Source organism: Nonomuraea sp. NPDC050783, from assembly GCF_040802095.1.
GTDB lineage: Bacteria > Actinomycetota > Actinomycetes > Streptosporangiales > Streptosporangiaceae > Nonomuraea.
Genome location: NZ_JBFAHK010000009.1, coordinates 112,941 through 136,353, shown reverse-complemented (window position 1 = coordinate 136,353; position 23,413 = coordinate 112,941). Strand labels below are relative to the sequence as shown.

The following is a 23,413-nucleotide window of genomic DNA, read 5'->3' as shown; positions in this document are numbered from 1 at the left end:
ATGGCACGCTCTGTACTCGTCACCGGGGGCAACCGGGGCATCGGCCTCGCGATCGCCCGTGAACTCGCCGCGGCCGGCGACGCCGTCGCGGTCACCTACCGATCGGGGGAGCCGCCCGAGGGCCTGTTCGGCGTGCGCTGCGACGTCACCAGCACCGCGGACGTCGAGGCCGCCTTCGACAAGGTCGAGGCGGAGCACGGCCCGGTCGAGGTCCTGATCTCCAACGCCGGCATCACCAGAGACACCCTGCTGGCGATGATGAAGGAAGACACCTTCACCGACGTCATCGACGCCAACCTCACCGGCGCCTACCGGGTGGCCAAGCGGGCCATCCGCCCCATGATGAAGCTCAAGCGCGGCCGCATCGTGCTCATCAGCTCCGTCGTGGGCCTGTCCGGCCAGGCCGGCCAGGCCAACTACGCCGCCTCCAAGGCCGGCCTGGTGGGCTTCGCCCGCTCCCTGGCCCGCGAGTACGGCTCGCGCAACATCACGGTCAACGTGGTCTCGCCCGGCTTCGTCGCCACCGACATGACGGCCGACCTCGACCAGGACAAGATCGTCGCGAACATCCCCCTCGGCCGGCAGGCGGCCCCCGAGGAGGTCGCGCGCGTCGTCCGCTTCCTGGCGAGCGACGACGCCTCTTACATCACCGGGGCCGTGATCCCGGTCGACGGCGGACTCGGAATGGGGCACTGACATGGGCATTCTCGACGGCAAGCGGATCCTCGTGACGGGCGTGCTCACCGACGCCTCGATCGCCTTCTCGGTCGCCAAGCTGGCCCAGGAGGAGGGCGCCACGGTCGTGCTCACCGGGTTCGGGCGGCTGAGCCTGGTCGAGCGCATCGCCAGGCGGCTGCCCTCGCCGCCGCCGGTGCTGGAGCTCGACGTCCAGAACACCGAGCACCTCGACACGCTGGCCGATCGCGTCGGCGAGCACCTCGACGGCCTCGACGGCGTGGTCCACTCCATCGCCTTCGCCCCGCAGACCGCGCTCGGCGGCAACTTCCTCAACACCTCGTGGGAGGACGTCTCCACGGCGGTGCAGATCTCCACGTACTCGTACAAGTCGCTGGCCGTGGCCTGCCTGCCGCTGATGAAGGAGGGCGGCGCGGTGGTCGGCCTCGACTTCGACGCCTCCAAGGCGTGGCCGGTCTACGACTGGATGGGCGTGGCCAAGGCCGGCCTGGAGTCCTGCAACCGCTACCTCGCCCGCGACCTCGGCAAGCACGGCATCCGGGTCAACCTGGTGGCGGCGGGCCCGCTGCGCACGATGGCGGCCAAGTCGATCCCGGGCTTCAAGGAGTTCGAGGACAGCTGGCCGGAGAAGGCCCCGCTCGGCTGGGACCTGTCCGACACGCTGCCGGCCGCGCGGGCCTGCGTGGCCCTGATGTCCGACTGGTTCCCCGCCACCACGGGCGAGATCGTCCACGTGGACGGCGGCGTCCACGCCATCGGCGCCTGACCCGCGCCGTCCCGCGCCGCGCCGTCCCGCGCCGCGCCGTCCCGCCCGTGGTCCGTCGCCCGCCCGGCCGCTCAGGCCAGGCGCTGGCGGCCGCCGCCGGCGGGGGCCGGCTCGAAGGGGATCGTCTCCACCGGCTCGGTCCGCTGCCGCCGCTGCTGCACGATGCGCGTGGCCAGCACCGCCGACCCCAGCAGCGCGATCGTCAGCGCCGTGCCCAGCACGTCGGAGGCCGGGGGAGTGGGCCGCACCACCCGCTGGTCCTGCAGCGGCACGGTCAGCTCGTGCGCGAACGGGTTGGGCCACAGCAGGTCCACCCGGGGCTCGTCGGGGTCGGCGGCGAGCCGCTCGCCCGCCCGCCGTCCCTCCCCGGTGGCCCGGGGCAGCGGGCTCCCGGCGGGCGTGGGCCCGAGGCCGGTCGCCGCGGGGGCGGCCGACGCCTTCCCGGCCGGGCGGCCGCGGGAGCGCTCGGCGCGCCCCGTGGAGCCGGCGGAGCCGTCCGGCCGCGGCCGCGGGGTCCCGGCGGGCTCGCCGGCCGCGCAGCCGCGCTCCCCGGCGCACGTCTCCTCCCGCCTCCCGGACGGCCCCGTCCGCGTCGCGCCGGGCGATCGCGAGGTGGCCGGCCTGGAGGTGGCCGGCCTGGAGGTGGCCGGCCTGGAGGCCGCCGGGTCCGAGGCGCTCGGCCTGCCGGTCGGTACGGCCTCGCCCACCCGGCCGAGCAGCTCGTCGGCGGTGCTCTCGACGGGATCGGTCACCCGGCCGGTCGTGCCGCCGGTGAGGGTGTCCACGGTGCCGGTCAGGGTGCCCACCACGTCGCACAGGGCGTTGGTCACCCCCGACAGCAGGCCCCCGTCACGCGTGCAGTCCTGGGCCGCGCTCACGGCCGCCGCGGCGGGCGCCGCACCGGGAACGGCCACCAGCGCCGCCGCGAGAATTCCGGCCGAGATCGTGGCCCTGCTCCCCATCCGTCCCCTCCTGCGTCGCTTACGGGGAGAATCTTGGGGGACATCGCCCCTCAGACGCAGGTGTTTGCCGGGTAACGTTGCGATTCGGTATCGAGTAGTGATACGCGAGGAAGGCTCTCGTCGCCGATCAGTCGAGCGATGACACGTCATCGAGGGCCTCCCGGATCTCGATCGGCAGGACGACGTCCTCGGCCGGCAGGATGCCCTTGAGCTGCGCGTGCGTCCGCGCCCCCACGATGGCCGAGGCCACGCCCGGCTGGTCGCGCACCCACGACAGCGCCACGGCCAGCGGCGAGACGCCCAGCCCGTCGGCGGCTGTCATCACCGCCTCCACCACCGCGCGCGAGCGCTCGTCCAGGTAGGGCCGCACGAAGTCGGCGAAGTGCGGCGTCGCGGCCCGGGAGTCGGACGGCACGCCGGTGCGGTACTTGCCGGTCAGCACGCCCCGGCCCAGCGGCGACCAGGCCAGCACCCCCACCCCGAGGTGCGCCGCCGCAGGCAGCAGCTCGCGCTCGGGCTCGCGGGCCAGCAGGCTGTACTCGGCCTGCGCCGAGGTGATCGGGATGCGGCCGGGGATGGACCGCTGGGTGACCGCGGCCGCGGCGAGCTGCCAGCCGGTGTAGTCGCACACGCCCGCGTAGACCGCGCGGCCGGAGGAGACGATCGCGTCGAGCGCGGCCAGGGTCTCCTCCAGCGGCACCTCCTCGTCGTAGGTGTGCAGCTGCCACAGGTCGACGTAGTCGAGCCCGAGGCGGTTGAGCGAGTCGTCCACCGCGGCGATGAGGTGGCGGCGGGAGGCGTCGCGCGGCCGGCGGCCGGCCGGGGTCACCACGGCCTTGGTGGAGATCACCAGCTCCGAGCGCGGCACCGAGTCGCGCAGCAGCCGGCCCAGCAGGCGCTCGGCGTCGCCGCCGGTGTAGACGTCGGCCGTGTCGACGAGCGTGCCGCCGGCGTCCAGGAACGTGCGGAGCTGGGCGGCCGCCTCGTCCGCGTCGGTGTCACGCCCCCAGGTCATCGTGCCGAGCCCCAGCCGGGACACCGACAGGCCGCTGTGGCCGACATAGCGCTGCTCCATGATCCCGCCAGGTTACCGCCCGGATGGCCGCGACGTCGTGATCGCCGCCTTTCACGGCATGGAAGTGACCGCTTCGGGAACGGCGGCCCGGCCGGTTTCGACAGTGTGATCGACGGCTGCGACACTTACCGGGTGACCACGCTGCTTCTGGCCCGCCACGGGCTGACGGACCTCACCGGGCCGGTGCTGGCCGGCCGCACCCCCGGGGTGCGGCTGAGCGAGGCGGGGCGGGCGCAGGCCGCGGCGCTCGCCGGGCGCATCGCGGGCGTCCGGCTCGACGCCGTCGTCTCCAGCCCGCTCGAACGCTGCCAGGAGACGGCCGCGGCGGTCGCCGCGGGCCGCGGCCTCGCGGTCGAGACCGACGAGCGCTTCGTCGAGTGCGGCTACGGCACGTGGACCGGCCGGCCGCTGAAGGAGCTCGCCGAGGAGCCGTTGTGGCAGGTCGTGCAGGCCCACCCCAGTGCGGTGACCTTTCCGGAAGGGGAGTCGCTGTCCGGTATGCAACAACGAGCCGTCGCGGCGGTCCGGGAGTGGAACCAGCGCCTCGGGGAGAAGGCTGTCTACCTGGTGTGCAGTCACGGCGACGTGATCAAGTCGATCGTCGCCGACGCTCTGGGGCTCCACCTCGATCAGTTTCAGCGGATAACGGCTGATCCGGCGGCGCTCACCGTCATTCGCTACGCCCCCCTCCGCCCCTTTGTTCTCAGGCTCAACGATATGGGGGAATTGCGGCTTCCTGAGGATTCGGAGGAGAAAGACGGGGGAGAAAATCACACCGGGAGCGATGCCGCCGTCGGCGGCGGACCCGGAACCACGTAAGGTCAGGCTATGCCGGTCTTCGACTACGACCCACCGGAGAGGTTCGTCGCCGGCGCCCTGGGGCAGCCGGGCGCACGGGTCTTCTATCTGCAGGCCAGGGCCGAGGGCAGACTGACCACGGTGGCACTGGAGAAGCTTCAGGTCGCCGCGCTGGCGGGCAGGCTCGACGAGCTGCTCGACGAGGTGCTGCGCCTGAGCGGGGGCGCCGCCCACGTGCCCGCGGTGGCCCCGGCCGATCTGGCCGACGACGGGCCGCTCGACGTGCCGCTGGCGGAGGACTTCCGCGTGGGTACGATGGCGTTGGCGTGGGACGCCGAGAGATCGCAGGTGGTGATAGAGGCGCAAGAGGTCATCGACGAGGACGATCTCGACAGCCCCGACCCCGCGGTGCTGCGCGTGCGGATCAGTGCGGGAGCCGCGCGCGCGTTCACCCGGCGGGCGCTGCGGATCGTCGCGGCGGGCCGGCCGCCGTGTCCCCTGTGCGGGCAGCCGCTCGACGCCGCGGGGCACGTGTGCGTACGCCTCAACGGATATCGCGGGGGTGAGGCGGCTTCATGACCGCTCCGGAGAGCGAACCGGCCGTCAAGCAGTCCCATCCACCGGGCATGCACGAGGAAGAAGCCCTCACGCTGCTGCGCGACGGCCGGCTGGAGGTGGCGGGCCGCCTGGTCGAGGCCACCAACATGACGCTCTACTGCTCGGTCACGCTCGGCGAGCGCTCCGCCGCCTGCGTCTACAAGCCGGTACGCGGCGAGCGCCCGCTGTGGGACTTCCCCGACGGCACCCTCGCCGCCCGCGAGGTGGCCGCCTACGAGGTCTCCGCGGTCACCGGCTGGCGCATCGTCCCGCCCACGGTCTACCGCGACGGCCCGTTCGGCCCCGGCATGTGCCAGCTCTGGATCGACACCGAGCGCGAGATCGACCTCATGCGCCTGGTCAAGAGCCGCAACCCGGTGGTGCGGCGGATGGCGGTCTTCGACGCGGTGGTCAACAACGCCGACCGCAAGGGCGGCCATCTGCTGCCGCTGCCCACCGGGCACGTCTACGGGGTCGACCACGGGGTGTGCTTCTCGGTCGAGGACAAACTGCGCACGGTGCTGTGGCAGTGGCGCGGCAAGCCGCTCTCCCGCGAGGCCGTGGCGGTGCTGGCCAAGCTGGAGCGCGAGCTGGAGTCGGGCACTCTGGGCCGCCGGCTGCGCGAGCTGCTGACGCAGGCCGAGGTCGAGGCCACCTGGCACCGGGTCAGGCGGCTGCTGGACACCGGGGTGCACCCTTACCCGTCGGAGGGCTGGCCGGCGATTCCGTGGCCCCCGATCTGAACCATCCTGGGGCGTTGATTACCCTTTGCCCATGTGCACGCTGATCGTACGGACGGGACGTCCGCTGACCCTCATGGGCGTGCGGGACGAGTTCACCGACCGCCCCTGGGAGGGGCCGGGGGAGCACTGGCCGGAGTACCCCGGCGTGATCGGCGGGCGCGACCTCAAGGCCGGCGGCACCTGGCTGGCGGTCAACCCGGCGGCGCGGCGGGCCGCCGCCCTCCTCAACGGCCGCGGCCGGCCCGCGCCCGAGCGGACCAAGGTCTCGCGGGGTGACCTGGCGCTGCGGGCGGCGTACACCGGGGACGCGCCCCGGGGCGACCTGTCGCGCTACGACCCCTTCCACCTGGTGCTGGCCACTCTGGAGCGGGTCCGCCTCTACAGCTGGGACGGCGACCGCCTGAGCGCCGCCGACCTGCCCGAGGGCACCAGCATGGTCGTCAACGAGGGCCTCGACCCCACCAGCGAGCGCGTGCTGGCGCACCTGCCGCGCTTCACGGCCGCCACGGCCTGGCGGGAGCTGGTCGCGGCCGAGCCCTCCGCCGACCCCGGCGCGCTCATCGTCCGGCACGAGCTGCCCGACGGCCGGATCTTCGCCTCCCTGTCGGTGATGGAGGTGGCGCTGACCCCGGACGACGTGACCTACGACTTCACCGACCTGACCGCCGAACGGGACAGATAGGCTCAAAGACATGAGATCGTGGTCTGCCCAGAACGTCCCCCAGCTCCCCGGCGAGAGCATTCCGCTGCGTCTCTACGACACCTCGGCCGGGCAGGTCCGGCAGAGCGACCCCGGACCGACCGCCAGGATGTACGTCTGCGGCATCACGCCCTACGACGCCACCCACCTGGGCCACGCCAACACCTACCACGCCTTCGACCTGGTGGGCCGGATGTGGCGGGACGCCGGCCACGACGTCCACTACACCCAGAACGCCACCGACGTGGACGACCCGCTGCTGGAGCGGGCGGCCCAGACCGGCATCGCCTGGCAGGAGCTGGCCGAGCGGGAGATCGAGCTGTTCCGCGGCGACATGGAGGCCCTGCGCATCCTGCCGCCCCGCGAGTACGTCGGCGTCACCGAGGTCGTCGGCCGGGTGGCCGAGCTGATCGCGAAGCTGTCGGCCAAGGGCGTCACCTACGAGCTCGACGGCGACGTCTACTTCAGCGTCGCCGACGCCCCGAAGTTCGGCCAGGTCTCCGGCTACGGCGAGCCGGAGATGCTGGAGCTGTTCGCCGAGCGCGGCGGCGACCCCGACCGGCCGGGCAAGCGCAACCCGCTCGACTGGCTGTTGTGGCGCGCCGAGCGGCCCGGCGAGCCGGCCTGGGACTCCCCGCTGGGCAGGGGGCGCCCCGGCTGGCACGTCGAGTGCACCGCGATCGCCCTGGACAACCTGGGCCCCGGCTACGACGTCGCGGGCGGCGGCTCCGACCTGATCTTCCCGCACCACGAGTGCGGCGCCTCCGAGGGCCACGCCCTGACGGGGGAGTGGCCGTTCGCCCGGTTCTACACCCACGCCGGGATGGTCGCGCTGGACGGCGAGAAGATGTCGAAGTCCCGGGGCAACCTGGTCTTCGTCAGCAGGCTGCGCCAGGAGCACGACCCGATGGCGATCCGCCTGGTGCTGCTGGCCCACCACTACCGCGCCGACTGGGAGTACGTCCCGGAGCTGATGGCCGAGGCCGAGCGCAGGCTGGCCACGTGGCGCTCGGCCGTCGCCCTGCCCGGCGGCCCGGCCGGCGAGGAGCTGCTGGCCCGGGTGCGCGAGCGCCTGGCCGACGACCTCGACTCGCCGGGCGCCCTGGCGGCGATCGACGCCTGGGCCGGTGACGCCCTCGCCCACGGCGGCGGCCCCGACGCCTCCGCCCCGGCCCTGGTCAGGTCCCTGGCCGACGCCCTGCTCGGCGTCGCGCTGTAACTCCCGCCCGCGCCGTAAAGCCGGGCCGCCTCCCTTCCACCCCGCACCCGCTCCCGGGTGCGGGGTTTTTCACGCCCACATCTCCCGCTATGCTGATTATCAGCAACACTGATTGTTTCTACGACTGATCGGCAAATCTCATGATCCTGATCACCGGCGGGCTCGGCTTCATCGGCACCCACACCACCCGCGCCCTGCTCGACCTCGGCGAGCCCTGCCTGCTCCTGCAGCGCCGCCCGCCCCGCGACCCCTTCCCCGGCGAGGGCGTCACCGTCGAGCAGGCCGACCTCACCGACGAGGCCGCCCTGCTCGCCCTGGGCGACAAGTACGAGATCACCTCGATCCTGCACCTGGCCGGCTCGTTCCCCTGGCCCCCCGGCGCCGACGAGCCCGTCCAGGGCGCCCGCCAGGCGCTGACGGGCCTGCTCAACGTCTTCGCCGCCGCCACCGCCTGGCGGGTCTCCCGGCTCGGCCTGGCCAGCACGATCGGCGTCTACGGCGGCGCCCCCGGCACCGGCCCGTTCGCCGAGGACACGCCGCTGCCCCTGACCGCCCCCCACCCCATTCCCGGCTTCAAGAAGATCGCCGAGCTGCTGGCCGACCACCTCGCCGGCGCCGGCGGCCTCGACGTCGTCACCTACCGCATCGGCGCCATCTGGGGGCCGCTCGGCCACAGCCCGTCGCCGTTCTTCGCCGCGCCGCAGCTCGTGCACGCCGCCGCCCGGGGCACCGCCGTGCAGGTCCACCCGGCGCGCGCGGACAACCCGCCGCGCGCCGAGGAGGCCATCGACCTGTGCTACGTCAAGGACTGCGGACGCGCCCTCGCCCTCCTGCAGACCGCCGCCACCCTGCGCCACCGCACCTACAACGTCGCCACGGGGCGGCCCACCACCAACGGCGAGGTCGCCGCCGCCCTCCGCGAGCTCGTCCCGGACGCCCGGATCGAGCTGCCCGAGGGCCGCGGCCCCGGCGCGCGTGACGTCTGGCTCGACATCACCCGGCTGCGCGAGGACACCGGCTACGAGCCCGCCTACGACACCCGGCGGGCCGCCGCCGAGTACCTGGCCTGGCTGCGCGCGGGCCACGACCGCTGAGCGACGCGGGCCCCCGCGCCGTCAGGCCCGCGCCCGTCGGCCCGCGCCCGTCAGGCCCGTGCTCGTCAGGCGCCGGAGGAGACCCGCTCCGGCTCGCCCATCGCGGCCAGCTCGGCGCGGAACCACTCGATCGTGCGGCGCAGCCCCTCCTCGGCCGGCACCCGCGCCCGCCAGCCCAGCCGCTCGGCGGCCAGCGTGGTGTCGGGCCGGCGCACCTTCGGGTCGTCGGCCGGCCGGTCGATGAAGACGATCTCCGACGACGACCCCGCCAGGTCCCGGATCAGGGTGGCCAGCTCCAGCATGGTCACCTCGTCCGGGTTGCCGATGTTGACCGGGCCGGCGAAGTCGCTCCTGGCCATCGCCATGATCCCGGAGACGGTGTCGTCCACGTAGCAGATCGAGCGCGTCTGCGAGCCGTCCCCGGTGATCGTGATCGGCTCGCCGGTCAGCGCCTGCCTGATGAACGTCGGGATCGCCCGCCCGTCGAACGGGCGCATGCGCGGCCCGTAGGTGTTGAAGATGCGCACGATGCCCGTGTCGGTGCCGCGCGAGTGCCGGTAGGCCGTGGTCAGCGACTCGGCGAAGCGCTTGGCCTCGTCGTACACGCTGCGCGGCCCGACCGGGTTCACGTTGCCCCAGTAGGTCTCCTTCTGCGGGTGCTCCAGGGGGTCGCCGTACACCTCGCTGGTCGAGGCCAGCACGAACCTGGCGCCCTTCTCCCTGGCCAGGCCGAGCGCGTGCAGCGTGCCCACGCTGCCCACCCGCAACGTCTCGATGGGGTAGCGCAGGTAGTCGGCGGGGGAGGCGGCCGAGGCGAAGTGCAGCACCAGGTCCAGCCGGTCCGGGACGTGCACGAACCCCGTCAGGTCGCACTCGATCAGCCGGAACTCGGGGCGGTCCATCAGGTGCTCGACGTTACGCGGCCCGCCGGTCAGGAAACTGTCCATGCAGACGACCTGCGCGCCCTCCTCCAGCAACCGCTCGCACAGGTACGAGCCCAGGAAACCCGCGCCTCCCGTGACCAGAGCTCTCATGACGTGACCTCCAACGCGGCCTCGACGACTTCGGAAACCTCGATCTTGAGCAGGCCCGGATGGGGCCGCTCGCCGTGCGGGTCGCCGTTCTCGCCGGCCCACAGCGCCACGTGCCGCCAGCCGGGCGGCGGCCCCCACAGCGCCGGCGAGACCGGCCCGAACAGCACCACCGACGGCACGCAGAACGCCGTCGCCAGGTGCGCCACGCCCGTGTCGCCGCACACCACCAGCCGCGCCCGGCCGACCAGCTCGATCAGGTCGGCCAGGCCGGTCCGCCCGGCCAGCATCCGCTCCGGCGGCAGGCCCGCCAGCTCGGCGACCTTGCGGGCCAACGGCACCTCCTCCGCGTTGCCGGTCACCACGACGTCCCCCAGCGCCGCCGCGACCTCGGCGAAACGCTCCGGCGGCCACCGCCGCGCCGGGAAGGACGCCCCCGGGTGCACGATCACCGGGCCGCTGCGGTCGGAGACGCCGAGCGTCAGGTCCGCAGGGTCGGCCGGGATGCCGTACCACTCCAGCAGCTCGCACCAGCGGCGCACCTCGTGCACGTCGTCGCGCCAGCGCGGGCCGGTGCCGTAACTGATCAGCCGGCCCGGCCCGGTGCGCCGCAGCGCGTCGATGCTCTGCGGCCCCTTGCCGTGCAGGTTCACGGCGATGTCGGGCCGCTCGAACGGCAGCTCGTCCAGCGGGACGGGCCCCGGCCCCGACACGTCCACCTGCTCGTCCACCGCGCCGGTCAGCGGCAGCAGCGCCGCCAGCGGCCGAGGCGCCGCCAGCGTGACGCGGTGGCCGGGGAACGCCTGGCGCAGGGCCCGCAGCGCGGGCACGGCCGTGAGCAGGTCGCCCAGGCCGAGCCCGCGCAGCACCAGGAGGTCTAGGGCCATGACGTCTCCGTGGAGGGGCAGACCACGAGCTCTCTCACCTCGCATCCGGCCGGCTGCCGCAGCGCGAACACCACCGTCTGCGCGACGTCGGCGGGATCGTTGAGCCCGGCCTCCGGGCCCGGCTTGTACTGCTCGGGCCGGCCGTCGAAGAAGCTCGTCCGCATGCCGCCCGGGATCAGCAGCGTCACCCCCACCTCGCCGCGCAGCTCGACGGCGAGCGCGCGGGTGAGGCCGACGACGCCGAACTTCGAGGCCGAGTACGCCGAGGCGTCGCTCAGCGGCCGCAGCCCCAGCGTCGAGGCGCAGGTGACGATCCTGCCGCGGGTCTGCTTGAGGTAGGGCAGCGCGGCCCGGATGACCGACGCCGTGCCCAGCAGGTTGACCTTGACGACCCGCTCCCAGTCGTCGGCGGGCACGTCCTCCATCCGGCCGCAGGCGTCGATGCCCGCGGCGGTGACGACGCCGTCCAGGCCGCCGGCCCGCTCGGCCAGCTCCCGTACCGCCCGCTCGGCCTCGCCGCGGTCGGCCAGGTCGGCCGTGACGTGCTCGAAACGCTGGTCCGGCGCGCGCACGTCCACGACGAGCGCCCGCCAGCCCTCCTTCTCCACGGCCTCCGCCGTAGCCAGGCCGAGTCCGGATGCTCCCCCGGTGATGAGAATGTTCACTGGATCTCCCTGATCAGGTTGGTTGTGGAACGCCCCGGCAGGGTGCTCAGCACGACGATCTCCGCGCCGAGCCTGCCGAGGACCTCGGATTCGGGCAGGAATTCCCCCTCGTAGTCCCCGCCCTTGACCCACACGTCGGGGCGCAGCAGCTCGATCGCGCGGGCCGGGGTGTTCTCCTCGAACACCATCACGGCGTCCACGCAGCCGAGCGCCCTCAGCACCTCGACCCGGTCGCGCACGTCCACGATGGGCCGCCCCGGGCCCTTCAGCCGGCGTACCGAGTCGTCGGAGTTGACGCAGACGACGAGCGCGTCGCCCAGCGCCCTGGCCCGCCGCAGCAGGCTCACGTGGCCCGCGTGCAGCAGGTCGAAGCAGCCGCCGGTGGCGATGAGGCGGCCCCCGTTGGCCCGGGTGAGCTCGGCCACCTCCAGCGCCGTGCGCGGCCGGTCACCGAGCTCCTGCTCGGCGACCTTGACGTTGGCGGCGCCGCCGCGCTCGACGAAGCGCGAGGCCTCGCCGACGCCGACGGTCACCGCGTCCCTGACGTCGAGGCCGTCGCGCAGCGCCAGCGCCGTGGCGCCGGCGAACCGGTCGCCCGCGCCGCACGCGTCCTGGCCGCCGGCCTGCACCGGCGGCGGCACGTGCGCGAACGGGCCGCCCTCGACGGCCAGCGCGGCCCCCCGCGAGCCCGTGGTGACGGCCACCGCCCGCGCGCGCAGCTTGCGCACGAGCTGCCGGGCCGCCTGGTCGGGCCCGGTGTACCCGGACGGGCACATCGCCCGCGCCTCCGCCTCGCTCGGCGTCAGCAGCGTGCACCCGGCGACCGGCTGCTCGCCGCGCGGATGCGGGTCCCACACCACCGGCACGCCCGCCCCGCCGGCCCCGCAGGGAAGCTGGTGCAGCAGCTCGCGCGCCATCCTGGCCACGCCCCTGCCGTAGTCGGAGACCAGCACCGCGCCGGCCCGCCTGATGGCCTCGGCCGCCGCGTCGCTGGGGGCGTAGCGGGCCACGCCGTCGCCGGTGTCCAGCCGCAGCAGGGTCTGGCCGCGCGAGCGCACCCGGGTCTTGCGGACCGTGCCGCCGCTCATCGGCAGCCGCACCAGCTCCAGCTCCTCCGACAGCAGCCCGCACAGCCGGTGCCCGTCGGGGTCCTCGCCGATCGCGGTGACCAGCACGACGTCGGCCCCGTCGCGGGCGGCCAGCAGCGCGGCCAGCCCGGCGCCGCCCGGCCGGGCCTGCTCGGCGGTGACGTCCACCACCGGCACGGGCGCGTCCGGGCACAGCCGCTCGGTCTCGCCCTCCACGTCCACGTCCAGCAGCGTGTCGCCGATCACCACCAGCGGCCCCATCTAGAGCGCCCCCTCTAGGGCCTCGCACAGCAGGTGGATCATGGCCAGGTGCACCTCCTGGACGGTGGCGGTCTCCTCGGCGGGAACGGCCACGGCGTCGTCGCACAACTCGGTCAGCGGGTTGGGCCCCGGACCCGTCATGGCCCAGGCCAGCAGCTCGGCCGCCCGGGCCGCGCGGGCCGCGGCCAGCACGTTCGGGCTGGTGCCGCTGGTGGACAGGCACAGCAGCACGTCGCCGGGGCGGCCGTGCGCGTGTACCTGGCGGGCGTAGACCTCCTCGGCGCCGAAGTCGTTGGCGATCGCCGTCATCGACGAGGTGTCGGCGTGCAGCGCCAGCGCCGCGTACGGCCGCCGGTCCTCCCTGAACCGGCCGACCAGCTCGGCCGATAGGTGCTGCGCCTCGGCCGCCGAGCCCCCGTTGCCGCAGACCAGCAGCCTGCCGCCGGAGCCCAGCGAGCCGGCCAGCCGCGCCCCCCAGGCGCGTACGGTGACCGCCTGGTCGTCGACCTTCTCCAGCGCGTTCCAGAGCTTTTCGAGATGGACGTCCACGGTCAGCCTCCCATCGCTTCGAGGCCGCACAGCCTGCCGTCGATGACCTGCGCGTACACGGCCTCGGTGCGCCCGGCGACATGGGGCCAGCCGTAGCGCTCGCGGGCCCGCCTGGCCCCCGCCGCGCCGATCCGCGCCCTCTTCTCCTCGTCGCCGAGCACGTCCTTCAGCGCCCTGGCCAGCGCGCGCGGCCGGCGCGGCGGCACCAGCACCCCGCAACCGGCCACGGTGTCCAGGTGCCCGCCGACGGCCGAGGCCACGACGGGCACGCCGCAGGCCATCGCCTCGACCGGGACCATGCCGAACGGCTCGTACCAGGGGACGGTGACCACCACGTCGGCCGCGCGCATCAGCGCCGGCACGTGCGCGCGCGGCACGCTGCCGATGACGTGCACGCGCTCGCCGAGGCCGTAGCCCGCGGCCAGCTCGCGCAGCCGGACCGCCTCCTCGTCGTCCGGCCCGCCGCCCGCGATGACCAGCTCGGCCCCGGGAACCTGGCGCAGCGCCGCGATCACGGTGTCCACGCCCTTGCGCGGCACCATGCGGCCGATGCACAGGATCATCCGGCCGCCGGTGCGCGGCGCCTTCGGGCCCTCCGGGCAGAAGTGCTCCAGGTCCACGCCGCACGGCACCACGGCGATGCGCTGCTCCGGGATGCCCATCGCGCACAGCTCGCCCACCTCGTCGCTGCAGGTGGCCAGGACCGCGTCGGCGCGCTTGCCGACCTCCCGCTCGGTCTCGACGCGGTGCGCGGGGCTGGTGTCGGCCTCGCCCTGCCAGCGGCGCTTGACCGTGCCGAGCGCGTGGAACGTCTGCACCACCGGGAAGCCGTCGGCGGCCTGCAACGCCGCCTGGCCGCTCATCCAGAAGTGCGCGTGCGCCACGTCCGGCGGGTCGATCGCCCAGCGGTCGGCGAGGAAGTCGGTGAACTCCGGCATGTACGGCGGCAGCTCGTCCTTCGGCACCGGCGCGGCCGGGCCCGCCGGGACGTACTCGACGACGACGCCGGGCGCCAGCCGCACCGAGCGGGGCTGGGCCCGCGACGAGCGCCGGGTGTGGACCACGACCTGGTGCCCGCGCCCGGCCAGGGCGACGGCCAGCGCGGCGACGTACACGTTCTGGCCGCCCGCGTCCACGCCGCCGACCGCGGCCAGCGGGTCGGCGTGCTCGGAGATGAGATCGACCTTCACTGTGTCAGCTCCCTCACTGCCTTGACCACCTGCTCGCTGGTCACCTGGGACAGGCACGGGTGCCCGGGGACGGGGCAGGTGCGCGCCCTGCTGTCCCGGCAGGGCGCCCGCTGGTCGCCCAGCAGCACCACCGGGACCCCGTACGGGGCCCACCGGGCGGCGGGGACGACGGGGGCGAACAGGCTCACGACCGGCGTGCCGACCGCGGCCGCCAGGTGAGCGGGGCCGGTGTTGCCCGCCACGAGCACGCCGGCGCGCTCGATCACGGCGGCCAGCTCGGCGAGCGTGGTCGCGCCGCCGAGGTCGAGCGCGTCGTCGCCGGCGACGTGGGCGGTCAGGTCGCGCTCGGTCCCGGTCACGACGACCCGGTGGCCGTCCTCCACCAGCTCCCGCACGGTCTGCCGGTGCCTGTCGGCCGGCCAGGTCCGCGCGGGCGCCGACGTCCCCGGGTGCACCACGACGTATCCGCCCCTGCCGGCGTCCGGCAGGCGCGGCATGATCTTCCGTACGTCCGGCAGGGGGCGCCGGACGGCGAGCCGGCCGTCGTCGCCCGGCGGCGGCTCGAACCCCGCCGCCCTGGCCACGGCCAGCATGCGCTCCGCCTCGGGCACGTCCACGCTCTCGTCCCACCGGTGCCGGACGTCGAGCAGCGAGCCCGGGTAGTCGTTGCTGATCGCGCTGATCCTGCCCACCCCGGCCAGCCGCAGCAGCAGCGCGAGCGGCAGCGCCGACTGGTGGAAGGAGGTCAGGATCACCGCCTCGTCCACGCCCGCCACGCGGGCCAGCAGGTCCGCGACCTGCTCCTCGCTGACCGGCGGGGGAGTGTGGTCGATCCACGGCGCCCGCCACTCCACGACGCGGTCCACGCCGGGCAGCAGCTCGGCGGCCGCCCTGCCGTGCGGGCCGGCCAGGAAGACGACCTCGGCCGCCCGCGCGGCCACCGCGCGCACCGCCGGACCGGCCAGCAGCACGTCACCGGCGTCGTCCAGGCGCGCCACGAGCACCCGCCCCCGACCCCTCACCCCACCCGCACCGGTCCCGCTCGCGCTGGTTCCGCTCGCGCTGGTCCTGCTCGCGCCGGCTCCGTCCGGGCTGGTTCTGCTCGCGCCGGTTCCGTCCGGGCCGGTTCTGCTCGTGCCGGTTCCGTTCGCGGTGGCCTTGTCCGTGGCGGCTCGTGGCGTCCTCGCGCTCATCGCCGCACCCTCCATTCCCCCAGCAGCCGGTGCGCGCACGCGACCGGCGGGATCACCACGCTGGTGACGGTCATCCGCCACACCTCCGCGGGGGTACGGGGACCCGGCGCGATCCGGCGCCAGGCGAACTCGGCGGTCAGCCCCGCCCACGCGACCCCGGCCACCGCCGCCAGCCAGGCCACCGGCCGCCCCGGCCGCACCGCCGGCCCGGAGGACGCCGGCCCCGAGGACGCCGGCCCGGAGGACGTCGGCCCGGAGGACGTCGGCCCGGAGGACGCCGGCCCGCGGGTCCCGGCGGCCAGGGCGCCGAGGGCGACCGCGGCCAGCCCGGCCGCCGTGGTCACCGCGTGCATCCGCAGCCGGCCGGGCCCGCCGCCGATCGCCGCGCGCCAGCGCGGCCCGTGCAGGCGTCGCATGAGCGCGTCGTCGGCGTTGCCGCGCTGGAAGCGCACGCTGGCCCAGAAGCCGTCCTGCCGCACCGGATGCCGGGTGACGCGCTCGCCGCGCACCAGCCGGTGGCCGGCCCGCGTCATGCGCAGCGCCAGGTCGGCGTCCTCGCGGTAGGCCCGGGGGAAACGCTCGTCGAAGCCGCCGGTGGCCTCCAGCGCGGCGCGCCGGTAGGCCATGTCGGCGGTGACCCACCGCGCGCCGGTCAGCCCGGCGGTGTGCCGCTCGCCGTCGGTCGGGCGCCGGTGCCGGGGGAGGGGCACCACGATCCTGCCCTGGCTGCCCGCCACGTCGTCGGGCAGGCCGGCCAGGTCCTTCCAGACCGCCTCGGCCCAGCCGGGCTCGGGGATCACGTCGTCGTCGAGGAAGACGATCCAGGGCGTGTCGGCGGCGCGCCAGCCGGCGTTGCGCGCGGCCGCGGGGCCTTTTCCGCCGCTGCGCACGACGCGCACGTGGTCAGGCGGATGGGTCAGGACGGTGGGCATGCCGATCTCCTCCGAGCAGCTGCCACCGCTGTCACCGACTGTACTCGATCCGGTGCGCCGCGCAACTTCGGCCCCGGCGCGATCGTCCACCACGATCACCGGCACCCCGGGGCCGACCGCGGCGAGGGTGTCGCGCAGCGTCGGCCGCCCGATGGTGGGGATCACGATGGTGATCACGAAGCGAACACCTCCCGCCGCCGCACCACGTACGGCCCGAGCACCAGCACCTCCACCGGCGCCGAGCCGAAGCACTCCAGTGCGTCGCGCGGGTCGTCCACCATGGGCCGCCCGGCGGTGTTCAGGCTCGTGTTGACGACCACCGGCAGGCCGGTGCGCCGCTCGAACTCGGTGAGCATCCGCGCCACCAGCGGCTCGGTCCGCGGCGAGACCGTCTGGATGCGGGCCGTGCCGTCCACGTGCACGACCGCCGGGATGCGCGGCGCCCAGTCCGGGTGCACGTCGTGCACGAACAACATGTACGGCGACGGCACCGGCCCCCGGCCGAAGACGTCGCGGGCCCGCGACTCCAGCACCATCGGCGCGACGGGCCGGAACTGCTCGCGTCCCTTGACGTCGTTGAGCCGCTCGGTGTTGCCCGCGTACCCCGGGTGCGCCAGCAGCGAGCGGTGCCCCAGCGCCCGCGGCCCGTACTCCGCGCGGCCCTGGAACCAGGCCACGATCCTGTTGTCGGCCAGCTCGGCCGCCACCTCGGCGGCCAGGTCGGCGGGCCGGGTGTAGGGCACGCGCGCCACGTCCAGCCACGCGCCCAGCTCCTCGTCGGTGAAGCCGCGCCCGAGCGCCGCGGTGCCCATGGGCGCGGCCGGCTCGCCGCGGGACTGCGCCAGGTGCAGCGCGCCGCCCAGCGCGGTGCCGGAGTCCCCGGCGGCGGGCTGCACCCACACCTCCTCGAACGGCCCCTCGGCCAGCAGCCGCGTGTTGGCCACGCAGTTGAGCGCGACGCCGCCGGCCAGCGCCAGCCGCCGCTCGCCGGTGCGCTCGTGCAGCCAGCGCACCAGCTCCATGAGCACCTCCTCCAGCCGCGCCTGCACGCTGGCGGCCAGGTCGGCGTGGTCGGAGGTCCAGGGGGCGCCCTTCGGCAGCGCCTTGGCGTAGGCGTTCCAGTCGATCGGCTCGACGCGGAAGCCGCCGTCGCCGGTCGTGTGGATCACCTCGCGCAGCGCCTCCAGGTGGCGGGGCCGGCCGTAGGAGGCCATCGCCATGACCTTGTACTCGTCGCTGGAGCGCAGGAAGCCCAGGTGCTGGGTGACGTCCTCGTACATGAGGCCGAGCGAGTGCGGCAGCTCCTGCGCGGCCAGCACCTCCAGCTCGCCGTCCCGGTAGCGGCCGGCCAGGTGCGAGACGTTCTCGCCGCGGCCGTCGCACACCAGCACCGCGCAGTCGCGCCACGGCGAGGCCAGCCCGGCCGAGGCGGCGTGCGCCACGTGGTGCGGCACGTACGTCACCCGCGCCGGGTCCAGCCCCGGCAGCGCGGTGGCCAGGAACAGCGGGGCGCGCACCGCGTACCGGGTGCGCAGGTCCTCCCAGTCGCCCTCCGGACGCTGGATCACGAGGGAGGGGTCGTAGGAGTAGGCCACCGCGTCGATGTCCTCGGGGCCGAGGCCGGCCTCGCGCAGGCACCACGCGGCGGCCTGCTCGGGCAGCTCCCACGCCGAGAACGCCAGTGGCCGCTTTCCGTGCTTGCGGCGGCTGAAACGCTCCTCCTCCGCCGCCGCGACGATCTTCCCGTCGGCGACGAGTGCGGCCGCCGGGTCGTGGAAGATCGCATTGATGCCGAGAAATCTCATTCTTCCTCCCCCACGGATATCGAGAACCGCTACCGAGAGAAGCGGTTCTCAAACATTCCGCAGTCGATACTCATATGAAATCGGGCGTTTTTCCCGGTATCTGTCCTGCGTAATGTCACAGTCGGTAGTTGTTTGTCGGGATCGCCCTCGGGTAGCTCAGCGACACGCGACGGAGGTGGAGAGGTGTTCGAACGACGACGTGCCGGCGCCGTGCTCTTCGACAGGGACGGGACCCTCATCAGGGACGTGCCCTACAACGGCGACCCGCGCCTGGTCGAGCCCATGCCGGGGGCCCTGGATGCCCTCTGCCGGCTGCGCCGCGCCGACGTGCCCATCGCCGTGGTCACCAACCAGTCCGGCGTGGCCAAGGGCCTGCTCACCCCGGACGAGATGGACCAGGTGAACGCCAAGGTCGAGGAGCTGCTCGGGCCGTTCGACGCGTGGGCGATCTGCGTCCACGACGACGCCGACGGCTGCACCTGCCGCAAGCCCGCGCCCGGCCTGGTGATCCGGGCCGCCGCCGTGCTCGACGTCAGCCCCCGCGACTGCGTGGTCGTGGGCGACATCGGCCGGGACATGGAGGCGGCGCGCGCCGCCGGCGCCCGCGGCATCCTGGTGCCCACCGAGGTGACCCTGCCGGCGGAGATCGAGCAGGCGCCCGAGGTCGCGGAGGACCTCACCGACGTCGTGGACCGCGTCCTGGCCGACGCCGAGGGCCCCGTGCCGGCCGCCTCGGCGCCGTGGGCCCGCGCGATGGGCTGGAGCCACTGGTGAGGATCCTGCTCTGGCACGTCCACGGCTCCTGGACCAACGCCTTCATCCGGGGCGGGCACGAGTACCTGCTGCCGGTCGTCCCCGGCCGGGGACCCGACGGGCGCGGGCGGGCCGACACCTACGACTGGCCCGCCGCGGCCCGCGAGGTCCCCTGGGACCGGCTCCGCGACGAGCCGATCGACGCCGTGGTCTACCAGCGCCCGCACGAGCCCGGCCTGGCCCGCGAATGGCTCGGCCGCGACCTGCCCGGCGTGTACGTCGAGCACAACACCCCCGCGGGCGACGTCCCGCGCACCCGGCACCCGCTCGCCGACCAGGACGCGATCACGCTCGTCCACGTCACCCACTTCAACGAGCTGTACTGGGACAACGGCCGCGCGCCCACCCGCGTGATCGAGCACGGCGTCCCCGACCCCGGCCCCCTCTACACGGGCGAGCTGCCCCGGGCCGGCGTCGTGGTCAACGAGCCCGTGCGCCGCACCCGGGTCGCCGGCACCGACCTGCTGCCGCGCTTCCACGAGCGCGTCCCGCTGGACGTGTTCGGCATGAAGGTGGACGGCCTGCCGTACGGCACCTACGAGGACCTGCCGCAGCACGTCATGCACGCCGAGCTGGCCAGGCGCCGGGTCTACCTGCACCCGTACCGGTGGACCTCGCTCGGGCTGGCCCTCATCGAGGCCATGCATCTCGGCATGCCGATCGTGGCGCTGGCCGCCACCGAGGCGATCGAGGCCGTGCCGCCGGAGGCCGGGGTGCTCTCGACCAAGGTGCACGTGCTCGCCGACGCCCTGCACGCCTTCGCCCGTGACCCCGGGAGCGCCGCCCAGGCCGGCAAGGCCGCCCGCGCCGCCGCCCTGTCGCGCTACGGGCTCGGCCGTTTCCTCGCCGACTGGGACCGCCTGCTCGCCGAGCTGTGAACCGGCCCCGATCCCGGTGCGTGATCGAGGTATGACCCGGTAGGGGACGGGTAGGCGCGATGGGCATGACGATGTTCGACTGGACCCGCAGGGCCGCCTGCCGCGATCTCGACCCGGAACTGTTCTTCCCGATCTCCGTGGAAGGGCCGAGCCGCTCACAGGTCGAGCAGGCCAAGACCGTCTGCCACGGCTGCCCGGTGCGGCGCCCTTGCCTCGACTACGCGCTGAGCACCTGCCAGGCGTACGGCGTGTGGGGCGGGACCGATCCCGACCAGCGCCGCGAGCTCAGCTCGGCGGCAGCGCGGCGGCCAGAAACCGTTCCCGCTCGCCCGCTTCGAGGTGATCGCTGAACAGCACCCCGTCGAGATGGTCGGCCTCGTGCTGCAACACCCTCGCCAGCATCCCGATCGCCCGGACCGTCACTGCCTTGCCGAACATGTCCCGGCCACGGGCGGTGACCAGGTAGGAACGTTCCAGTGGCCACCACACGCCGGGCGCCGACAGGCACGCCTCGTCGGCGACCACGCGCCGCTCCGACAGCTCCAGGCGCGGGTTGACCAGATGGCCGGCGCGGCCGTCGTAGTCGTAGACGATCACCCGTAGCGGCTCGCCGACCTGTGGCGCGGCCAGCCCCGCGCGGCCGGCGCCCGCCCGCATCGTCGCGGTCAGCGCCTTGACCAGGCGCCGCAGCTCCCGGTCGAAGTCGCGCACCGGCTCGGCCACGGCCCGCAGCGCCGGATCGTCGAACGTGCGTATGGGCAGCACCGTCACCCGTGTCTCCCCGATCGGTGGCGTCGTCACGGTGGTAGCTTCCCATGATCTTCGTACGCCAATCGCCGGGCCTCGGCCTTGTAGCACAGCGGTAACAGAGGAGACCCCCGGGCGAAACCACCCGAAAGCAGGATCGGAGGGTGATCTCACTTGCGTCACGCGTGCTTGTGATGCCTGGCCGGGTGCTCGGGGCCCGGCCAGGCGTCCCCACGTACCCGCCCCCGCACCCGCCCCCGCATCTGGAGGTGACGGCATGACCGCCCTCGCCGCAGGCGGCGGCACTTCCCCGGAGACGGCCCCCGACGCGCTGGCGGGCTTCACCATCGGCGTGACCGCGACCCGGCGGCGCGAGGAGTTCGGCGCGCTGCTGGAGCGCCGCGGCGCCCGCGTGGTGAGCGCGCCCGCGATCCGGCTGGTGCCGCTCGCCGAGGACGCCGACCTGCTCGCCGCCACCCGGCTCGCCCTCGGCGCGCCGCTCGACGACGTGGTCGTCACCACCGGCGTCGGCTTCCGCGGCTGGATGGCCGCCGCCGAGGGCTGGGGCCTGTCCGCCGACCTCGGCGAGCACCTGGCCGGCTCGCGGCTGCTCACCCGCGGCCCCAAGGCCAGGGGAGCGGTGCGCGCCGCCGGGCTCAACGACCACTGGACGCCCGGCACCGAGTCCTGCGAGGAGGTCAAGCAGTACCTGCTCGCCCAGGACCTGCGCGGCCGGCGCATCGCGGTGCAGCAGCACGGCGAGCCGCTCGACGACTTCGTGGCCGCGCTGCGCGCCGCCGGCGCCGAGGTGATCGAGATCCCGGTCTACCGGTGGCTGCCGTACCGCGACACCTCGCCGCTGCGCCGCCTCATCAGCCAGACCGTCTCCGGCTCGGTGGACGCCGTCGCCTTCACCAGCGCGCCCGCCGTGCACGCCATGCTGAACGCGGCCCGCGCCGAGGGCCTGGAGGAGAGGCTGCTGGCCGCCTTCGGCGGGCCGGTCGTGGCCGCCTGCGTGGGCCCGGTCACCGCCGGCCCGCTCACCTCGCGCGGCGTGCCGACCCTGCAGCCGGACCGCTCCAGGCTCGGCGCCCTGGCCCGCGCCCTGGCCCGCTACCTGCCCGAGCACGGCGTCACCCGGCTCGTGGCCGGCGGCCACCGGCTGGAGATCCGCGGGCACGCCGTGGTCGTGGACGGCGAGCTGCGGCCGCTGCCGCCCGCCCCGATGGCGGTGCTCAAACGCCTGGCGGACAAACCTGGCCACGTGGTCTCCCGCGCCGACCTGCGGACCGTGCTGCCCGGCGGCGTCACGCGCGACTCGGCCGAGCACGCCGTCGAGATGGCCGTCACCCGGCTGCGCCGGGCGCTCGGCCCCGGCGGCATCGTCGAGACCGTGGTCAAGCGCGGCTACCGCCTGGCCTGCCGGTACGAGGCGGAGACGTGAGCCGCGCACCCGCGCTGGTCCTGGCCGCGCACGGCACCCGCAGCGCCGCGGGGGAGGCGACCCTGGCGGCCCTGGCGCGGGCGGTCGGGAGGGCGCGTCCCGGGCGGCGGGTCGAGCTGAGCTACCTGGAGATCAGCTCGCCGCCGCTGGCCGAGGTGCTGCCGGCCGTCCGGGGCCCGGTGGTGGTGGTCCCGCTGCTGCTGGCGGGCGGCTACCACGTCCACATCGACCTGCCCGAGGTCATCGCCGGGCACCGGCCCGACGCGGTGGTGGCCGGCTGGCTGGGGCCGCACCGGCTGCTGACCGGCGTGCTGGCCCGCAGGCTCGCCGGGGCGGGGCTGCGCGACACCGACGCGGTCGTGCTCGGCGCGGCCGGCTCCTCCGACCCCGCCGCCCTCGCCGACGTGCGCGCCGCCGCCCGGCTGCTGGCCGGGCGGCTGGCCCGGCCGGTCACCGCGGCCTTCGCCTCGGCGGGCTCGCCGTCGCTGGAGGAGGCCGTGGACCGGCTCGGCGCGGGGCCGGCCGCGCGCGTGGCGATCGCCTCGTACGTGCTGGCCCCCGGCTTCTTCCACGACCGCCTGGCCGCGGCCGCCACCGGCCCGGTGAGCGAGCCCCTGGGGGCCGACCCCGACGTGGCCGCCCTCGTCTGGCACCGCTACGACCAGGCCCTGCGCGGCGCGGCCCCGGCTCAGCCGGTGGCGGGCGCCGCGGGGACGGGCCCGAGCCGCAGCTCGCGCACCGCCTCGGCGGCGCTCGCCTCGCGTGAGGGGCAGGCGTCCTCGCCGACGAACATCTCGATGTAGGCGCGGTGGAAGCAGGCCGCGATGAGCAGGCGGGCGCTGGCCTCCGGGTCGGCGTCGGCCCGCACCCGGCCGATGCGCTGCTCGGCCGCCAGGTAGGCGGCCAGCGGCCCGGCCTCGGTCCACGGGCCGAGGCCGGTGTCGCGGACGGCCTGCCGGAAACGCACGGTGACATGGGGCGAGGTGAACGCGGGCAACGCCGCGCTTTGTACGTCTATGTAATATTGGATACCCGCTCGGGCTATCGGCCGGAGATTATCGTCCACGCTCCCTTTCCCGACGCGGTGCTGGAGATCGTGGAGCAGGCTCAGCCAGGACGGGAGCCGGTCCTGGAGCAGGGCGAGGAAATGGTCCACGGAGCCGCCGCGGCGGTCCTCGCGGAGCGAGACGGCCATTTCCAGGACGCGCCGCCTGGCGTCCTGGCTCCGCTGGTACGGGTCTACATGGGATGTCGCCATGGCGTGCCTAACGTACGCGGTC

General features: G+C 74.7%; 26 protein-coding genes. 13 read left to right on the top strand and 13 right to left on the bottom strand.

Annotation, left to right across the window (positions count from 1 at the left end):
• Entirely contained in the window at nt 1–696 is a 696-nt protein-coding gene (locus tag AB0H75_RS25110) for a beta-ketoacyl-ACP reductase (protein ID WP_367799977.1), read from the top strand.
• A 1-nt stretch (nt 697) separates the two neighbouring features.
• A complete protein-coding gene (gene fabI, locus AB0H75_RS25105) occupies nt 698–1,462 on the top strand; it encodes an enoyl-ACP reductase FabI (RefSeq protein ID WP_367799975.1) in 765 nt (254 codons plus the stop codon).
• A gap of 71 nt (nt 1,463–1,533) precedes the next feature.
• Here the strand turns inward: fabI and AB0H75_RS25100 are convergent, their stop codons facing one another.
• Nucleotides 1,534–2,424, bottom strand: a complete 891-nt coding sequence (locus AB0H75_RS25100; protein ID WP_367799973.1) for a hypothetical protein — start codon at nt 2,422–2,424, stop codon at nt 1,534–1,536.
• A 127-nt stretch (nt 2,425–2,551) separates the two neighbouring features.
• A complete protein-coding gene (locus AB0H75_RS25095; protein ID WP_367799971.1) occupies nt 2,552–3,499 on the bottom strand; it encodes an aldo/keto reductase in 948 nt (315 codons plus the stop codon).
• A 132-nt stretch (nt 3,500–3,631) separates the two neighbouring features.
• Between AB0H75_RS25095 and AB0H75_RS25090 the strand changes: the two genes are divergently transcribed.
• From AB0H75_RS25090 to AB0H75_RS25065, 6 genes are all read left to right on the top strand, one after another.
• Nucleotides 3,632–4,318, top strand: coding sequence for an MSMEG_4193 family putative phosphomutase (locus AB0H75_RS25090; protein ID WP_367799968.1), 687 nt, complete (start codon nt 3,632–3,634; stop codon nt 4,316–4,318).
• A gap of 9 nt (nt 4,319–4,327) precedes the next feature.
• Nucleotides 4,328–4,876 carry a DUF3090 domain-containing protein gene (locus AB0H75_RS25085; protein WP_367799966.1) on the top strand — a complete coding sequence of 183 codons (549 nt, stop codon included), beginning with the start codon at nt 4,328–4,330 and terminating at the stop codon, nt 4,874–4,876.
• The gene (locus AB0H75_RS25080; RefSeq protein ID WP_367799964.1) at nt 4,873–5,637 is read left to right on the top strand and encodes an SCO1664 family protein; all 765 of its coding nucleotides are present in this window, start codon (nt 4,873–4,875) and stop codon (nt 5,635–5,637) included. The genes AB0H75_RS25085 and AB0H75_RS25080 overlap by 4 nt, the downstream gene beginning before the upstream one ends.
• Nucleotides 5,638–5,668: 31 nt before the next feature.
• The gene (locus AB0H75_RS25075; protein ID WP_367799962.1) at nt 5,669–6,319 is read left to right on the top strand and encodes an NRDE family protein; all 651 of its coding nucleotides are present in this window, start codon (nt 5,669–5,671) and stop codon (nt 6,317–6,319) included.
• A 10-nt stretch (nt 6,320–6,329) separates the two neighbouring features.
• Nucleotides 6,330–7,556: a cysteine--1-D-myo-inosityl 2-amino-2-deoxy-alpha-D-glucopyranoside ligase gene (gene mshC / locus AB0H75_RS25070; protein ID WP_367799960.1), complete on the top strand. Its 1,227-nt coding sequence runs from the start codon at nt 6,330–6,332 to the stop codon at nt 7,554–7,556.
• Nucleotides 7,557–7,696: 140 nt separating this feature from the next.
• A complete protein-coding gene (locus AB0H75_RS25065) occupies nt 7,697–8,650 on the top strand; it encodes an NAD-dependent epimerase/dehydratase family protein (protein WP_367799958.1) in 954 nt (317 codons plus the stop codon).
• Between the two features lie 65 nt (nt 8,651–8,715).
• Here the strand turns inward: AB0H75_RS25065 and AB0H75_RS25060 are convergent, their stop codons facing one another.
• The 9 genes from AB0H75_RS25060 to AB0H75_RS25020 form a co-directional block, all read right to left on the bottom strand.
• Nucleotides 8,716–9,684: a UDP-glucuronic acid decarboxylase family protein gene (locus AB0H75_RS25060; protein ID WP_367799956.1), complete on the bottom strand. Its 969-nt coding sequence runs from the start codon at nt 9,682–9,684 to the stop codon at nt 8,716–8,718.
• Entirely contained in the window at nt 9,681–10,568 is an 888-nt protein-coding gene (locus AB0H75_RS25055; RefSeq protein WP_367799954.1) for a glycosyltransferase family 9 protein, read from the bottom strand. Before AB0H75_RS25055 ends, AB0H75_RS25060 begins: the two co-directional genes overlap by 4 nt.
• A complete protein-coding gene (locus AB0H75_RS25050; protein ID WP_367799952.1) occupies nt 10,559–11,233 on the bottom strand; it encodes an SDR family oxidoreductase in 675 nt (224 codons plus the stop codon). The genes AB0H75_RS25055 and AB0H75_RS25050 overlap by 10 nt, the downstream gene beginning before the upstream one ends.
• On the bottom strand, nt 11,230–12,582 hold the full coding sequence (locus AB0H75_RS25045) for a PfkB family carbohydrate kinase (RefSeq protein ID WP_367799951.1): 1,353 nt from the start codon (nt 12,580–12,582) through the stop codon (nt 11,230–11,232). The genes AB0H75_RS25050 and AB0H75_RS25045 overlap by 4 nt, the downstream gene beginning before the upstream one ends.
• Nucleotides 12,583–13,131 carry an SIS domain-containing protein gene (locus tag AB0H75_RS25040; RefSeq protein WP_367799949.1) on the bottom strand — a complete coding sequence of 183 codons (549 nt, stop codon included), beginning with the start codon at nt 13,129–13,131 and terminating at the stop codon, nt 12,583–12,585. It abuts the gene before it with no gap.
• 2 nt (nt 13,132–13,133) lie between these two features.
• Nucleotides 13,134–14,321, bottom strand: coding sequence for a glycosyltransferase (locus AB0H75_RS25035; protein WP_367799947.1), 1,188 nt, complete (start codon nt 14,319–14,321; stop codon nt 13,134–13,136).
• A complete protein-coding gene (locus tag AB0H75_RS25030; RefSeq protein WP_367799946.1) occupies nt 14,318–15,325 on the bottom strand; it encodes a glycosyltransferase family 9 protein in 1,008 nt (335 codons plus the stop codon). The genes AB0H75_RS25035 and AB0H75_RS25030 overlap by 4 nt, the downstream gene beginning before the upstream one ends.
• Nucleotides 15,326–15,510: 185 nt before the next feature.
• The gene (locus tag AB0H75_RS25025) at nt 15,511–16,623 is read right to left on the bottom strand and encodes a glycosyltransferase family 2 protein (RefSeq protein ID WP_367799944.1); all 1,113 of its coding nucleotides are present in this window, start codon (nt 16,621–16,623) and stop codon (nt 15,511–15,513) included.
• On the bottom strand, nt 16,620–18,251 hold the full coding sequence (locus AB0H75_RS25020) for a carbamoyltransferase (protein WP_367799942.1): 1,632 nt from the start codon (nt 18,249–18,251) through the stop codon (nt 16,620–16,622). Before AB0H75_RS25020 ends, AB0H75_RS25025 begins: the two co-directional genes overlap by 4 nt.
• Nucleotides 18,252–18,434: 183 nt before the next feature.
• Here AB0H75_RS25020 and AB0H75_RS25015 point away from each other — a divergent pair, with 183 nt between their 5' ends.
• The 3 genes from AB0H75_RS25015 to AB0H75_RS25005 all read left to right on the top strand — a co-directional run bounded on the left by AB0H75_RS25015 (nt 18,435) and on the right by AB0H75_RS25005 (nt 20,292).
• Entirely contained in the window at nt 18,435–19,025 is a 591-nt protein-coding gene (locus AB0H75_RS25015) for a D-glycero-alpha-D-manno-heptose-1,7-bisphosphate 7-phosphatase (RefSeq protein ID WP_367799940.1), read from the top strand.
• The gene (locus AB0H75_RS25010) at nt 19,022–19,942 is read left to right on the top strand and encodes a glycosyltransferase (protein ID WP_367799938.1); all 921 of its coding nucleotides are present in this window, start codon (nt 19,022–19,024) and stop codon (nt 19,940–19,942) included. Before AB0H75_RS25015 ends, AB0H75_RS25010 begins: the two co-directional genes overlap by 4 nt.
• Before the next feature lie 71 nt (nt 19,943–20,013).
• Nucleotides 20,014–20,292, top strand: coding sequence for a WhiB family transcriptional regulator (locus tag AB0H75_RS25005; protein WP_367800282.1), 279 nt, complete (start codon nt 20,014–20,016; stop codon nt 20,290–20,292).
• On the opposite strand, the gene def is transcribed toward AB0H75_RS25005, so the two are convergent.
• Complete coding sequence (def, locus tag AB0H75_RS25000; protein WP_367799936.1) at nt 20,228–20,743, bottom strand: peptide deformylase; 516 nt, start codon at nt 20,741–20,743, stop codon at nt 20,228–20,230. The two genes, AB0H75_RS25005 and def, sit on opposite strands and share 65 nt — an antisense overlap.
• Before the next feature lie 223 nt (nt 20,744–20,966).
• Between def and AB0H75_RS24995 the strand changes: the two genes are divergently transcribed.
• A complete protein-coding gene (locus AB0H75_RS24995) occupies nt 20,967–22,133 on the top strand; it encodes a uroporphyrinogen-III synthase (protein WP_367799935.1) in 1,167 nt (388 codons plus the stop codon).
• Complete coding sequence (locus AB0H75_RS24990; RefSeq protein ID WP_367799933.1) at nt 22,130–22,936, top strand: sirohydrochlorin chelatase; 807 nt, start codon at nt 22,130–22,132, stop codon at nt 22,934–22,936. Before AB0H75_RS24995 ends, AB0H75_RS24990 begins: the two co-directional genes overlap by 4 nt.
• Here the strand turns inward: AB0H75_RS24990 and AB0H75_RS24985 are convergent.
• The gene (locus tag AB0H75_RS24985) at nt 22,822–23,391 is read right to left on the bottom strand and encodes a hypothetical protein (RefSeq protein WP_367799932.1); all 570 of its coding nucleotides are present in this window, start codon (nt 23,389–23,391) and stop codon (nt 22,822–22,824) included. The genes AB0H75_RS24990 and AB0H75_RS24985 overlap by 115 nt on opposite strands.
• Nucleotides 23,392–23,413: the final 22 nt, after the last annotated feature.

What these genes read in the sequence shown, in the direction of transcription:
- AB0H75_RS25110 (WP_367799977.1), top strand. Translation starts at nt 1, where the DNA reads ATGGCACGCTCTGTACTCGTCACCGGGGGCAACCGGGGCATCGGCCTC.
- fabI (WP_367799975.1), top strand. Translation starts at nt 698, where the DNA reads ATGGGCATTCTCGACGGCAAGCGGATCCTCGTGACGGGCGTGCTCACC.
- AB0H75_RS25100 (WP_367799973.1), bottom strand. Translation starts at nt 2,424, where the DNA reads ATGGGGAGCAGGGCCACGATCTCGGCCGGAATTCTCGCGGCGGCGCTG.
- AB0H75_RS25095 (WP_367799971.1), bottom strand. Translation starts at nt 3,499, where the DNA reads ATGGAGCAGCGCTATGTCGGCCACAGCGGCCTGTCGGTGTCCCGGCTG.
- AB0H75_RS25085 (WP_367799966.1), top strand. Translation starts at nt 4,328, where the DNA reads ATGCCGGTCTTCGACTACGACCCACCGGAGAGGTTCGTCGCCGGCGCC.
- AB0H75_RS25080 (WP_367799964.1), top strand. Translation starts at nt 4,873, where the DNA reads ATGACCGCTCCGGAGAGCGAACCGGCCGTCAAGCAGTCCCATCCACCG.
- AB0H75_RS25075 (WP_367799962.1), top strand. Translation starts at nt 5,669, where the DNA reads ATGTGCACGCTGATCGTACGGACGGGACGTCCGCTGACCCTCATGGGC.
- mshC (WP_367799960.1), top strand. Translation starts at nt 6,330, where the DNA reads ATGAGATCGTGGTCTGCCCAGAACGTCCCCCAGCTCCCCGGCGAGAGC.
- AB0H75_RS25065 (WP_367799958.1), top strand. Translation starts at nt 7,697, where the DNA reads ATGATCCTGATCACCGGCGGGCTCGGCTTCATCGGCACCCACACCACC.
- AB0H75_RS25060 (WP_367799956.1), bottom strand. Translation starts at nt 9,684, where the DNA reads ATGAGAGCTCTGGTCACGGGAGGCGCGGGTTTCCTGGGCTCGTACCTG.
- AB0H75_RS25055 (WP_367799954.1), bottom strand. Translation starts at nt 10,568, where the DNA reads ATGGCCCTAGACCTCCTGGTGCTGCGCGGGCTCGGCCTGGGCGACCTG.
- AB0H75_RS25045 (WP_367799951.1), bottom strand. Translation starts at nt 12,582, where the DNA reads ATGGGGCCGCTGGTGGTGATCGGCGACACGCTGCTGGACGTGGACGTG.
- AB0H75_RS25020 (WP_367799942.1), bottom strand. Translation starts at nt 18,251, where the DNA reads ATGAGATTTCTCGGCATCAATGCGATCTTCCACGACCCGGCGGCCGCA.
- AB0H75_RS25005 (WP_367800282.1), top strand. Translation starts at nt 20,014, where the DNA reads ATGTTCGACTGGACCCGCAGGGCCGCCTGCCGCGATCTCGACCCGGAA.
- AB0H75_RS24995 (WP_367799935.1), top strand. Translation starts at nt 20,967, where the DNA reads ATGACCGCCCTCGCCGCAGGCGGCGGCACTTCCCCGGAGACGGCCCCC.
- AB0H75_RS24985 (WP_367799932.1), bottom strand. Translation starts at nt 23,391, where the DNA reads ATGGCGACATCCCATGTAGACCCGTACCAGCGGAGCCAGGACGCCAGG.